This window comes from Tenacibaculum litopenaei, from assembly GCF_964514025.1.
Lineage (GTDB): Bacteria > Bacteroidota > Bacteroidia > Flavobacteriales > Flavobacteriaceae > Polaribacter > Polaribacter litopenaei.
The window spans coordinates 70,607-84,024 of record NZ_CAZEQT010000005.1 but is presented as its reverse complement, the minus strand read 5'-3'; the positions used below and the strand labels follow the sequence as shown (position 1 = coordinate 84,024).

Annotated in this window: 12 protein-coding genes; 3 read left to right on the top strand and 9 right to left on the bottom strand. The window is 38.7% G+C overall.

Annotated features, from left to right (window positions below):
* Positions 1 to 105: 105 nt before the first annotated feature.
* The 3 genes from prfB to ACKTS5_RS07640 all read left to right on the top strand — a co-directional run bounded on the left by prfB (position 106) and on the right by ACKTS5_RS07640 (position 4,503).
* Positions 106 to 1,206 carry a peptide chain release factor 2 gene (gene prfB / locus ACKTS5_RS07650; RefSeq protein ID WP_408043274.1) on the top strand — a complete coding sequence of 367 codons (1,101 nt, stop codon included), beginning with the start codon at positions 106 to 108 and terminating at the stop codon, positions 1,204 to 1,206.
* 18 nt (positions 1,207 to 1,224) lie between these two features.
* Complete coding sequence (arsC, locus tag ACKTS5_RS07645) at positions 1,225 to 1,566, top strand: arsenate reductase (glutaredoxin) (protein ID WP_408043273.1); 342 nt, start codon at positions 1,225 to 1,227, stop codon at positions 1,564 to 1,566.
* A 114-nt stretch (positions 1,567 to 1,680) separates the two neighbouring features.
* Positions 1,681 to 4,503 carry a M16 family metallopeptidase gene (locus tag ACKTS5_RS07640; RefSeq protein WP_408043272.1) on the top strand — a complete coding sequence of 941 codons (2,823 nt, stop codon included), beginning with the start codon at positions 1,681 to 1,683 and terminating at the stop codon, positions 4,501 to 4,503.
* Positions 4,504 to 4,578: 75 nt separating this feature from the next.
* Here the strand turns inward: ACKTS5_RS07640 and ACKTS5_RS07635 are convergent, their stop codons facing one another.
* The 9 genes from ACKTS5_RS07635 to ACKTS5_RS07595 all read right to left on the bottom strand — a co-directional run bounded on the left by ACKTS5_RS07635 (position 4,579) and on the right by ACKTS5_RS07595 (position 13,325).
* Entirely contained in the window at positions 4,579 to 5,523 is a 945-nt protein-coding gene (locus ACKTS5_RS07635) for a UDP-glucuronic acid decarboxylase family protein (protein WP_408043271.1), read from the bottom strand.
* 39 nt (positions 5,524 to 5,562) lie between these two features.
* Positions 5,563 to 6,576: a glycosyltransferase gene (locus ACKTS5_RS07630; RefSeq protein ID WP_408043270.1), complete on the bottom strand. Its 1,014-nt coding sequence runs from the start codon at positions 6,574 to 6,576 to the stop codon at positions 5,563 to 5,565.
* A 14-nt stretch (positions 6,577 to 6,590) separates the two neighbouring features.
* Positions 6,591 to 7,382: a DUF3050 domain-containing protein gene (locus tag ACKTS5_RS07625; RefSeq protein ID WP_408043269.1), complete on the bottom strand. Its 792-nt coding sequence runs from the start codon at positions 7,380 to 7,382 to the stop codon at positions 6,591 to 6,593.
* Positions 7,383 to 7,455: 73 nt separating this feature from the next.
* Entirely contained in the window at positions 7,456 to 8,268 is an 813-nt protein-coding gene (locus ACKTS5_RS07620; protein ID WP_408043268.1) for an enoyl-ACP reductase FabI, read from the bottom strand.
* Between the two features lie 86 nt (positions 8,269 to 8,354).
* Positions 8,355 to 10,010 (bottom strand): DNA repair protein RecN, encoded by a 1,656-nt coding sequence (recN, locus tag ACKTS5_RS07615; protein WP_408043267.1) that lies wholly within the window; start codon positions 10,008 to 10,010, stop codon positions 8,355 to 8,357.
* A gap of 71 nt (positions 10,011 to 10,081) precedes the next feature.
* The gene (porD, locus tag ACKTS5_RS07610; RefSeq protein WP_408043266.1) at positions 10,082 to 10,972 is read right to left on the bottom strand and encodes a type IX secretion system protein PorD; all 891 of its coding nucleotides are present in this window, start codon (positions 10,970 to 10,972) and stop codon (positions 10,082 to 10,084) included.
* A complete protein-coding gene (gene coaBC, locus ACKTS5_RS07605; protein ID WP_408043265.1) occupies positions 10,965 to 12,176 on the bottom strand; it encodes a bifunctional phosphopantothenoylcysteine decarboxylase/phosphopantothenate--cysteine ligase CoaBC in 1,212 nt (403 codons plus the stop codon). Before coaBC ends, porD begins: the two co-directional genes overlap by 8 nt.
* Before the next feature lie 3 nt (positions 12,177 to 12,179).
* The gene (locus ACKTS5_RS07600; RefSeq protein WP_408043264.1) at positions 12,180 to 12,500 is read right to left on the bottom strand and encodes a DNA-directed RNA polymerase subunit omega; all 321 of its coding nucleotides are present in this window, start codon (positions 12,498 to 12,500) and stop codon (positions 12,180 to 12,182) included.
* Positions 12,501 to 12,503: 3 nt separating this feature from the next.
* Complete coding sequence (locus tag ACKTS5_RS07595; RefSeq protein ID WP_408043263.1) at positions 12,504 to 13,325, bottom strand: outer membrane protein assembly factor BamD; 822 nt, start codon at positions 13,323 to 13,325, stop codon at positions 12,504 to 12,506.
* Between the last annotated feature and the right edge of the window lie 93 nt (positions 13,326 to 13,418).

Here is a 13,418-nt window from a genome sequence, read left to right as displayed (position 1 = left end):
CAAAAAGCACTGCTTAGCTCTAGTGGTTAAAAATACTAAATTCACCCTCGAAATTAAACCGGAACCTACGCCAATCTTAAATTTTAACTTATTTTTGTTTTGATTATGATTACGTACGAGCACTTAAAAGATATCGGTAGTCGAGTTGCCAAACTCAAAGACTACCTAGAAATAGATAAAAAACAAATTGAAATCAGCAACGAAGAAGAGCAAACAGCAAATCCTGATTTTTGGAATGACCCCAAACAAGCAGAGGTTTTGATGAAATCACTTCGTATGAAAAAGAAATGGGTAAGCGATTATCAGGAAATAAATACCTTATACGACGATTTACTCGTGTTATACGACTTTTATAAGGAAGGTGATGTTGAGGAAGCCGAACTTCAAGAGCACTTCGATAAAACAAAAATATTACTTGAAGACATCGAATTTAAGAACATGCTTTCAGAAGAAGGAGATAACCTCAGTGCTGTGATTCAAATTACAGCGGGTGCAGGGGGTACCGAAAGCTGTGATTGGACCGAAATGCTGATGCGCATGTACAGCATGTGGGCAGAAAAGCACGGCATTTCTATCAAAACACTCAACTATCAAGAAGGTGATGTAGCCGGTGTCAAAACGGTTACCTTACAATTTGACGGTGACTATGCCTTTGGTTGGCTTAAAGGGGAAAACGGTGTACACAGGTTGGTACGTATCTCTCCATTTGACAGCAATGCCAAACGCCACACCTCTTTTTCTTCGGTATATGTATATCCCGTTGCCGATGATTCTATTGAAATTGAAATCAATCCGGCCGATATCGAAATCACTACTGCCCGATCTAGCGGTGCTGGTGGACAGAATGTAAATAAGGTAGAAACTAAGGTACAACTGGTGCACAAGCCTACAGGTATTCAAATTCAATGCTCAAATTCCCGTTCTCAACACGACAACAGAGCAACTGCCTTACAGATGTTAAAATCACAGCTCTACGAAATTGAGCTACAAAAGCGTCAAGCAGCTCGAGCGGATATCGAGGCTAACAAACTTAAAAATGAATGGGGAAGTCAAATACGCAATTACGTAATGCACCCCTATAAATTAGTAAAGGATGTGAGAACGGCTCATGAAACTGGAAATGTTGATGCCGTAATGAACGGTGATATCAATGCCTTTTTAAAAGCCTATCTGATGATGATGGGACAAAAAGAAACCGACGAATAACTAATAAATCAACCAACAATGATAAAAATTTACCACAACCCTCGTTGCAGTAAATCTAGAAACGGCGTTGCCATTCTAGAAAATTCTGGAAAGGAGTTCGAAATTGTCAAATACTTGGATAGCGTTCCACAAAAAGAAGAGCTCAAAGAACTTTTGACACTACTCGACATGACTCCTATGCAATTGATTAGAACCAATGAAAAAATTTGGAAAGAAGAATTCAAAGGAAAGGAACTTTCCGATGAAGAACTCATCGACGCCATGCTAAGCCACCCTAAGCTCATTGAGCGTCCAATTGTGGTAAATGGAAACAAAGCTGTTGTCGGGAGACCTCCAGAAAACATAGAAAACATACTGTAAATCAAAACTCTACGTAACGTAGAGTTTTTTTTTTAACAACATTTTACAACTAACAACATAGTTATTAAATCCATAAAGTGTACCTTTAGCCTACAAAACAAATATTTACGCACTATGAAAAAAGTACTGTATTCCATTACACTTGCGGCGCTCATGATAAGCCCTGCTATCGCGCAAACCAGCGGTAGTAAGCAACGAAAAATTGTGAAGCTAAGTGAAATGAAAATTCCAGTCGACCCTTCTGTCAAAATTGGAAAACTAGCCAATGGACTCACCTATTACATCAAGCAAAACCCAAAACCAGCCGATAAGGTTGAATTGCGATTAGTAGTGAATGCAGGGTCTATTTTGGAAGATGACGATCAGAGAGGTCTTGCTCACTTTATGGAGCATATGAACTTCAATGGAACCAAACATTTTAAGAAAAATGAACTCGTGGATTACCTTCAATCTATCGGAGTTAAATTTGGTGCCCATCTCAATGCCTACACAGGCTTTAATGAAACGGTATATATTTTACCAATCCCAAGTGACGATCCAAAAAAACTAGAAAAAGGATTTCAAATTCTAGAAGACTGGGCACATGGTGCCTTGCTTACAGGAAAGGATATTGACGAGGAACGCGGTGTCGTTTTGGAAGAATACCGCTCTGGAAAAGGTGCCGATAGTAGAATGTTACAAAACTACCTACCTATTGTTATGCACGGTTCTAAGTATGCCGAACGCTTACCTATTGGAACAAAGAAAAATTTAGAGACGTTCAAGCACGAAAGTCTTCGTCGCTTCTACAAAGATTGGTATCGCCCAGATTTAATGGCCGTCGTAGCTGTTGGTGATGTTGATGTCGCAACCCTAGAAGCCAAAATCAAATCACATTTTTCTGGAATTAAACCAGTAACATCTCCTCGTCCGAGAAAAGTAGCTGCACCGAAAAACCACAAGGAAACATTTATCGCTATTGAAGCGGATAAAGAAGCTGCTTTTTCACGCGTGCAATTGATGTACAAAGACAGCGATCAAGCAACAGCAGTAAACTCTATAGAAGATTACCGCAACACCATGGTAGAATCTATTTTCGCTCAAATGTTGAACAATAGATTAACCGATTTACAAAACAGTGAAAAGCCGCCTTTTGTATACGGATACAGCTATCACGGAGGAACATGGGCCCGTGGAAAAGAAGCCTACCAGTCTTTTGCTATGACCAGTGCCGAAGGTCAGTTAAAAGGATTAGAAGCCTTACTCGATGAAAACGAACGCGTAAAGCGCTTTGGTTTCCAGCAAGGAGAATTTGACCGTGCTAAAGCCAATGTACTTTCTCGCTGGGAAAAAATGTACAAGGATAGAAACAAACAAGAGTCTCGTCGAATTATTGGACAATACGTAAACAATTATTTAGAACAAGAACCTATTCCTAGTATCGAATGGGAATACGATGCTCAAAAGCGTTTGATGCCTACCATTACCCTTCTTGACGTTAACAATTTAATAGGAAGTTACTTGCATGACGACAACCGTGTGGTAGTGATTACTGGACCTAAAAAATTGGTTACCGAAAAGCAAGTGATGGACTTGTTAAACAAGTCAAAAACTAAAAAGTTAACTCCTTACCAAGATAAGAAGGTAGCGAGTTCACTCATCACCAAACTTCCTAAGCCAGGAGCTATCGTGAAGAGCAGTGAAGACAAGCTTTTAGGAACAAAGACATTGCATTTGAGCAACGGAGCAACAGTAACTTATAAGCAAACTGACTTTAAAAACGACGAAGTTCTTTTCGAAGCCTTTAGTTACGGTGGAACTTCATTGTACTCTGACGCTGATTTGAAAGCGACCAACTACGCAAATCAAGGACTTTCTGAAGCTGGGGTAAACGGTTTTACTAAAACCGACCTCCGTAAAATGATGGCTGGAAAAATCGTTCGTGTCAATCCGTACATCGGAAGGTATAGTGAAGGATTTAGAGGAATGGCAGCTCCTAAATACCTAGAAGAACTCTTTCAAATGGTTCACTTGTATTTTACAGCCCTTAATAAGGATCAAAAAGCATTCAACTCGTTTACAAATAAACAAAAGAGCTTTTTAGGTAACTTGTTAGCGAATCCTAACTTCTACTTCCAAAAAGAAATGGGAGATTTCTTAAACGAAGGAAACCCTAGGTACTACGGATTCCCAACACCTGCTGCTTATGAAACTGCGGATTATAATTTAGCGTATAAAAAATACTTTGAGCGCTTTGCCAATGCGGGAGATTTCCATTTCTATTTTGTCGGAAATATCGACGAGGCTAAACTGATGAAGTACGCTAGTCAATACCTTGCAAATTTACCGAGTTCTAAAGATCGTGAAATGTATAAAATCAGTGACTTTAGACCAAAACACGGTAGTCATACCAAGGAATTCAAGAAAGGGAAAGAAGCGAAAAGCTCCGTGAGAATTAACTATCAAGGACCGGCTAAATATTCAAAAGAAGACGCTTTGGCCTTCAAAATGTTAGGTGATGTATTGGCTATCAAACTCACAGAAAAGTTACGCGAAAAAGAAGGAGGAGTGTATTCTTCTAGAACACGTGCTTATATGTCGAAAATGCCATACGATTGGTATAATTTAAGCGTATCGTTCCCATGTGCCCCTGAAAATGTGGCGAAACTACAAAAAATTGTAGTGGACGAAGTAGCACACTTAGTGAAAAACGGTCCCTTACAATCTGATGTTGAAAAAGCTCAGAAAGGAATGATTAACGACTTTAAGGAAGATTTAAAGAAAAACCGTTATTGGTTGCGTACGATTAAGAATATCGATTATTTAAAGAACGATAAGGAATCGGCAATAGACTTAGAAAAACGCGTTACTAAGGTAACTGCTAAAGACATTCAGAAAGTAGCTAAAAAGTATTTAAAAAACGGTTATATATCAGCCGTATTAAATCCAGAAAAATAATGCAACAAAAAACCAGAGCTAAGCTCTGGTTTTTTATTTTTTATGTCTTTTCTAATTACTCTTTTACTAGGTTGCCTAGCCCTCAGCAAGTATTTCTTTAAAATAAGCAATTACCTTTAACAGCCCCTGCTCCAGTTCAATGGTAGGCTCCCAATTGTTTAAAATTTCTCTTGCCAAACGAATATCCGGTTTGCGCTGCATAGGGTCGTCTTCGGGCAACTCTTTAAAGATGATGGTAGAACTTGAACCTGTCAATCGAATAATTTCGCAGGCCAATTCCAGAATAGAATACTCCCCTGGGTTTCCGATATTCACTGGGCCAGTCACTGTATCATCGGTATTCATCATCCTGATCATTCCTTCTACCAAATCGTCTACATACTGAAAACTTCGCGTCTGAGATCCGTCACCGTAAATAGTAATATCTTCTCCTTTTAATGCTTGCACTATAAAGTTAGAAATTACCCTTCCGTCATTAATATTCATACGAGTCCCGTAGGTATTAAAAATTCGGATAATTTTTATGCGAACATCCTTCTGCTTATGATAGTTTACAAATAGTGACTCAGCACAGCGTTTTCCTTCGTCATAACACGAACGCAACCCTATTGGGTTTACATTTCCCCAATACGTTTCTGGTTGTGGATGAATTTTCGGATCACCGTACACCTCACTTGTCGATGCTTGTAAAATTTTAGCATTAACACGCTTGGCTAAGCCCAACATATTCGTAGCCCCTACTACTGAAGTATTAATCGTCTTGATAGGATCGTACTGATAATGAATGGGAGATGCCGGACATGCCAAATTGTAAATCTCATCTACTTCTGCAAAATAAGGTTCCGTAATGTCGTGCCGTATTAATTCAAAATACGGATTGTCCATTAAATGCAATATATTTCGTTTGCTTCCTGTGAAATAGTTGTCTAAACACAGTACTTCATTACCTTCTTTTAACAATCGTTCGCAGAGGTGAGATCCTATAAAACCTGCTCCACCCGTAACTAAAATTTTCTTCACGCGTAAAATTTAAATTTTCTCAAAAATAAGAACTTAATCTTATAATTTTTCCTTAAAAAAGAGTTGAGGAAATTGTTTTTCGGGATTCTTCTTTAACAGGCGTATAAAGAAACTCGATTTCACAAAAGCTAGTCCATAACCAAAAAACTGAACAAGTACCGCAAACACGCTTAAAACGCCTACAACGATGCTCTTGTTCAACACGGTAGCATGTATAGCAATGAATCCGAGGTATCCCAACAATACCGACAGGTATATCGGATTCTGCGTCGCAATCGCTGCAGTGACAGATATCAAAACAAACCCGACAAACAAACTGGGCAACCAAAAAGTAAGCTTGGCCGTTTCTGGATGCCAACTAGAAAGTATTGGACGTACCATTCCAAACTTCTTTACCTGGGTATGAAACTTTTTCCAAGAAATTCTCCGCTTGTGAAACACCGCGGCACCGGGTAAAAAATTAGTTCTGAAACCGGCCTTTTCAATTCTCCTTGACAAATCCGGATCTTCACCAGGATGAATTCTCGCAAATCCTTGGGTCGCTTCAAAAGCTTCCTTAGAAATCCCCATATTAAAACTTCTCGGTTCAAACTTTTGAATTTTAAGTTTGGAACCACGAATTCCTCCTGTTGTCAAAAAGGAGGTCATAACATAGTTAATAGCTTTCTGGAGGTTGCTAAAACTCTCGTGAGCAGCATCACTTCCTCCAAAGCAATCTACGTATTGCTCTTTGAGAAACTTATGAATGGTACTCAAGTAAGTCGGTGGCAAAATCACATCGGAATCCAATACGATAAAATAGTTTCCCGCCGCCTTTTGCATCCCGTAATTTCTGGAATCACCTGGGCCAGAGTTTTCTTTGTAAAAATAAGTAAGTGGTAAGCGAGAACGGTAATTATCTACGATAGTTTCAGACGACTCACTAGAGCCGTCTTCCACTATGACAATCTCGTACTTCTCATTGTAATCTTGTTGGGTAAAACTCTCAAGGAGTTCTTCTATTTCATTAGGCCTGTTATACACAGGCACAATCACTGAGAAAAATAAATTCATTCAGAGTTTTCGTATTAATAAGCTACAGCTTTTTGCTTATTCGATTCGATTTTTTTGTGAATTCCACTCCACAATTCGATTCTCTTTTCTAAAGCTGCTTTCGCGTAGTACAACACATCTTGCCATTTCTGATCATCGTTACCACAGAGTTCCGCGATCATTTGTAAGGCCAATGGTCCGTGTTCATCACCATCCAATTCAATATGGCGGTTCAGATAGTACTTTAACTTCCCGTAATCAACGCGTTCTTCCTCTTCTGTACGCTTTACAATTTCCAAAAACATATCAGGAATCACATCTTCTCTACCAAAGGTAAAGCTAGCCGCAATGATATGCGGTTCATTCGTGCGTATTACTTCGAAGGTAAAGTCGACAAAAGCCTTTGTTTCCTCTGACAAGCCGCTGTTCTCTAAAATTTCTTTGATGTCTTTTCCGTCAATTACTTCGGAAATAAACGCGGAAATTTTAGTCAAATCAGCTTTCGTTTCTTTCATGGCATCGATATACATTTCAAAATGACTCCTCGGTTCACCAAGCTCGTTGATATCGCTTTCCTCCTCAAGGACAATTTCATTAATAAATCGCGCCGTTTTAGGGTTTACTACCGGTACCCAAGGTGTTTGAATACAGGTTAACCGCTGTTGCAATGCCTTTAATAAAGACATAAAGTCCCAAACTGCATAAACATGCTCTTCCATAAAAAAACGAACATCATTGATATCGTTTAATGAGGAATACAACTCGTGCTCTCTTAATCTTTTTCTAAGAGGGTTAAGCTCTTTTTCTATTACTATAATTCGATCCATGTTCATAAAGTTACAATAAAAAATGCAAATCTAACGACCTGCATTTCATCTTTTTATGTGTTTTATTTTGTCCTTATTCTTCTGTAAATTCAGTCATCACAGCATCACTTACTCCGACATTCGAGAAACCTCCGTCATGGAATAAATTCTGTAAGGTTACTTTCTTGGTCAAATCAGAGAATAGTGAAATCGTGTAGTCCGCACACTCTAATGCTGTTGCATTTCCTAAAGGAGACATTTTTTCAGCGTAGTTGATAAATCCGTCAAATCCTTTTACACCACTTCCAGCAGTAGTTGGAGTTGGCGACTGAGAAATCGTATTAACACGTACCTTGTGATCACGTCCGAAGAAATATCCAAAACTTCTAGCAATAGACTCTAAATAAGCTTTGTTATCTGCCATATCATTGTAGTCTGGGAATACGCGCTGTGCTGCCATATACGTTAAGGCAACAATACTACCCCACTCATTCATTGCTTGTTTGTTGTACAATACATTCATCAACTTATGGAAAGACAATGCTGAAACATCAAATCCTTTCATGGTGAAATCGTACTTAGAATCTGTATAGTGACGTCCTTTACGAACATTTACTGACATTCCAATAGAGTGTAAAACAAAATCAATTTTACCACCCAAAATCTCCATAGATTGCTCTATTAAATTTGTTAAGTCTTCTACCGAAGTAGCATCAGCAGGAATCACTTGAGAACCCGTCTTTTCAGCGAGTGCATTTAACTCTCCCATTCTCATAGCGATTGGTGCGTTCGTCAATACAAACTCAGCTCCCTCTTCATGAGCTCTTTCTGCAACTTTCCAAGCGATAGAGTGCTCGTTCAACGCTCCAAAAATAATTCCTTTTTTACCTTTTAATAAATTATACATAGTTAAATTATTTTGTCCATTTAGTTATTTGTAGCAGCAAATATAGTACTTAAACCCATTTACTACCTCTTTAAATCTTGGAGAAATTACAATTCTAATAACTCCTTTGCGTGGGTCAACGCACTTTCTGAATAGTCTTTTCCACTGAGCATTTCTGCGATTTCCGCAATGCGTTCTTCGGTATTCAACTGTTTCAAGTTGGAGGTCGTTACGCCATCTACATCACCCTTATACACCTTGTAATGCTGCTGTCCTTTAGCCGCTATTTGAGGTAAGTGTGTAATTGTAATTACCTGCATGTGTTTCGCCATATCATCCATAATCGCCGCAATCTTATTCGATACTTCTCCAGAAACTCCGGTATCAATCTCATCGAAAATAATGGTCGGTAATTTGATGTTTTTAGATAGAATATTCTTTATTGAAAGCATGATCCTAGACAATTCACCTCCGGATGCCACTTTTTTCAACTCTCCGAAACTACCTCCCTTATTCGCGGCAAATAGGAAACTCAATTGGTCCTTACCATTGGCCAAATACGAAGTACTCGGTGCCAATTCAATTTGAAAATTAGCATTGGGCATTCCAAGCGAATTTAGTAGTTTTTTGAGTTCTTTTATCAGTTTAGGGATCACTTTAGTACGGGCTTCTGTGATTCGACCCGCAACGTCATCGAGTTTTTCAGCAATTTTTGCCTGCTCAGCTAACAAGCCGGCTAAGGCTTCATCTGCTCCTTCTACCTGTGCAACCTTTACCGCCAATTGATCGAAAATCACAAGCAGTTCTTCAACAGTGGCCACTTGGTGCTTCTTCTGTAAATTATACATCAACTGCAGTCGATCATTAAGTTGCTCTAATTCCGAAGGATTGTACTCGACATCTTCATTAGCCTGTTCTAATTCGCTCACCACATCATCCAATTCAATTTTTACGCTCGCCACGCGATTGGCAAGTTCTTCATAGCTCGCAGCAAAACCACTAATCCGTTGCAGTTTCGACTCTAAGCTATGCAATTGATTTTGGATACCAATCTCCTCGCTAGCTGCCAACTGATAGCTCTCTGACAACTGTAATTTAATCTCTTCAATATTGTTGAGCTTTTCAAGTTTTTGCTCCAATTCTTCTTGCTCACCGGCACGGAGTTCCGCCTCTTCCAGTTCTTTGTACAGGTGTAAATTGTATTCGTATTGCTCTTTTGACTGACTTGCTTCCAATTGCTTTAAACGCAACTCGCGTTCTACTTTTTGGTACTTTGACAAACCTCTGCGGTACGAAGCCAGTTTTACCTGATTCTTGGCAAGGGCATCCAAAATTGAAAATTGAAAGTCCGTATCTGATAAAGATAACGTTTGGTGCTGCGAATGAATATCGACCAGCTGTCCAGACAATTCATTGAGCGCAGATAAATTTACCGGCGTATCATTGACAAAAGCACGCGATTTCCCCGAAGGTAAAATTTCGCGTCGAATAATGGTCTCTTCTTCGTAGTCCATATCCAAATCGTCAAAAAGCTCTTCCAATTGGTAATTGGCCAGATTAAACTGGGCTTCAATAATACACTTTTTATCATCGTATTTTAACGACGATAAGTCTGCTCTCTTTCCCATTACCAAGCCCAAAGCTCCTAATAAGATCGATTTTCCTGCACCCGTTTCACCAGTGATAATTGATAATCCCTGGGTAAAATCAATCGATAATTGATTGATGAGTGCGTAATTTTGTATGGTTAAATGTGTCAGCAAATCCTAAACTTTCAAAGCTATAAAAGTAAGAATTTTTAGGCGAAACTTAAGCAGTAATTTTCAGCGAAATTTTACTTTATCTTTTTCCACTTATCCTCGTAAGTAGGTGCGATTTTATCGAGCATGGTACGCAGCTTTTGCTGATTAGAAGAAGGTCGTCCATCCGAAAACACACTGACAATTTCATCTGACTTTGCATCTAAAAAGATGCGAATCATGTAATTTCCGATGGTAATATTATGCAATTGCTCCAGTTGTAACACCGCTGTTTCAATCACCTGTTTTGCTCGGTCCTTATCCTCTGCGAAAGTATCAAACCCATTGCGGTGGTATTCGTAATATATTGCGCGTAAGGCCGCGAATTTCTCAGAGAGTAAACTATCGATTAATGCGTAACGATTTTGTTTTCCTATCTGATTTTGCCATCCACTCTCACCGTTACTCTGTGCCTGCAGCATCGCATTCTCCGCTTGCTTTAAATACTTTTGACCTCCTTTGGCAACAAAGGTATCTGCATCTACCCCAAGAATTACATAGGTGTAAAACGCAATTACCGAAACTAAATTTGAATCGTAGGTCGTTGGATTGTACAGGAGCGGATCGAATTCGTTGTATTTAAAATTGAAATTCGTATCGTTGATGTTCAACAAAGGAGTTGCATAAGACGAGTTGTACACCGGGCGTGTTGCCTGAATTTGCAAGCTCGCAGAAAAGTTATTTCCGTTTTGTTCATTGATGATAATCGTATAAGCACAATTAATTCGTTCCTGAACTTTATAGGTCTTATTGGTCCATTGCTTTTGATTGATAAACTCAGTCAAAGCGGTTTGTAACGTTTGATAAACTTGCTTGTTCGAACTCTGAATTTTATCCGAATTAATGGTTACCAAGGCATTCAGCTCTTGAGCTTTCACCGTTAACATTCCAAGAAAAACAAAGGCAATAAGTACTATTTTACGCATCTAATTTTTGAATTATTTCATTAACAATATCCACAGAGACTTCTCTTTTTGATTTCAACTCGAAGCTAGTCTGTTCAAAATCAGCATCAATAATAGTAATTTTATTTGTATCTGTGGCAAAGCCAGCGCCTTTATCTCGTAATGAATTTAACACAATCAGGTCTAAATTCTTCTTTCGGATCTTGGCCTCAGCATTGGCAATTTCATTATTGGTTTCCAGTGCAAACCCTACTAATAACTGATGTTCTTTTGCTTCTCCGAGCGACTTCAAAATATCTTTTGTAGGCTCTAACTCAATAGTTAACGAAACATCCTTCTTTTTTATTTTCTGATCAGCAACATTTTTTGGTCGGTAATCAGCCACTGCTGCCGATAAAATAGCGACATCTACAGAAGCGTAATACTCATGACAAGCCTGATACATCTCTTCGGCCGAGCGTACATCAATACGCTCAATAGCACTGTGTTGCACTTTCTGAGCAGAGGGTCCTGCTACCAAAAATACTTTTGCTCCTAAAGTAGCAGCGGTATGCGCCAGCTCGAAGCCCATTTTTCCTGACGAGTGATTTCCAATAAATCGAACCGGATCTATGGCTTCATAGGTCGGACCCGCTGTTATCAAAATTCGTTTAGATCGCAAGGGTAGTTTGTAGTAGATATCCTTTTCAATAAAACTCAAGATATCTTCAGGTTCGGCCATGCGTCCTTGTCCTACCAATCCGCTAGCCAGTTCACCTGACGTCGCTGGTATCATGATATTTCCGAATTCTTGAAGTTTGTTCAAACTATCCAATGTCGATGGGTGTTTGTACATATCTAAATCCATGGCTGGTGCGAAATACACAGGGCATTTTGCCGACAAATAGGTTGCTAGTAATAAATTATCACAGGCCCCATTAGTCATCTTTGACAAGGTATTGGCAGTTGCTGGAGCGATGAGCATAAAATCGGCCCACAATCCCAGTTCCACATGATTGTTCCAGAGTTCGTTTTCGTCTTCCTGATCGTAGAATGTAGAATGAACAGGATTTTTAGACAAGGTAGATAATGTAAGAGGTGTTACAAAATCTTTAGACGCAGGAGTCATAATAACTTGAACTTCTGCGCCTGATTTTATAAATAAACGTACCAGATTTGCCGTTTTGTAAGCGGCAATTCCTGCGGTAACGCCTATTAAGACTTTTTTACCGTGAAATACAGACATAGATTATTCCGCGTCTGGAGTTCTGTAGTATACTTTTTCACTTAACCACTCATCCACTGCTATAGCATGTGGCTTAGGTAAGCGCTCATAGAATTTAGAAACTTCTATTTGCTCTTTATTTTCAAAAACTTCTTCTAAACTATCGTTGTAAGTAGCGAACTCATCTAATTTATCAACCAATTCCTTCTTTAAATCAGAGTTAATTTGAGTAGCTCTTTTCGCGATAATTGAGATGGCCTCATAGATGTTATCTGTTGGAGCCTCGATAGCTTCTTTATCATAAGTAATAGTACTTACAGGTGCTTTCGTTTCTTTATAATCCATTTATTAACTTTTTACTAAATTCTTCTTTTCGTTTACTAATGCTGTGTGCATTGCTTCAATTTCCTTGTCAAACTTTGATTCCGGAAAACTTCTTTTTAATTTATCATACGCTTTTATGGCGTTCTCAATTCGCTCAACTTTTCTACGTTGTGTACTCTTCATTGCGAAATCATGAGCTGCCTTTAAGCGGTAGTACAATGCCTCTTCTTTAAAACTAGTCCCCAAGTAATCTGACAATAAATTGTCAAAAGCTACAATGGCAGCAGTGTAATTACGAGCGTCATAATCTGCTGTACGGTAATAGGTCTTTCCTATTTCAAAGGCCTTTTTCTCCAACTTATAACGGAGTTCACCATAGTACTTGTTCGCTTCGTCTAAACGTTCTGACTTTGGATAGGTATCGATAAAGCGCTGAAAAGACTCCAAAGCTTTGTTCGTATCCGTAGGGTCCAAACTAAAAACAGGAGCGGCTTTGTAATAACTCAATGCCGACATAAAAGAAGCCTCTTCTACTTTTGAACTCTTAGGGTAATTTCGAGCAAAACGATTAAAATAATACCCAGCTAAACTGTAGTTTTTCTCATTAAAATTTGATTGTGACACCATGTATTGTATACGTTCCATTTGTGGCTTTCCACGATATGAAGGTGTTATTTTCTCAAATAAACGAAGTGCTTTTGCGTACTTTTGAGCCTCGTACATTTTGACGGCCATTTTGTACTGCTCTTCTACAGTTCCTTTGTTTAATACTTTTTGATATTGACCACATGAGGTTAATAAGACAAAAACTACTACAATGAGGGCTAAATTTTTACTTTTTTGCATCTGGCAAAATTAATGATTAATTATGGATTATTAAAACTATTTTTTCTAACTAGTTTCGAAGTGCAAGAAACCTAAAATAGTGTTACAAAAAAT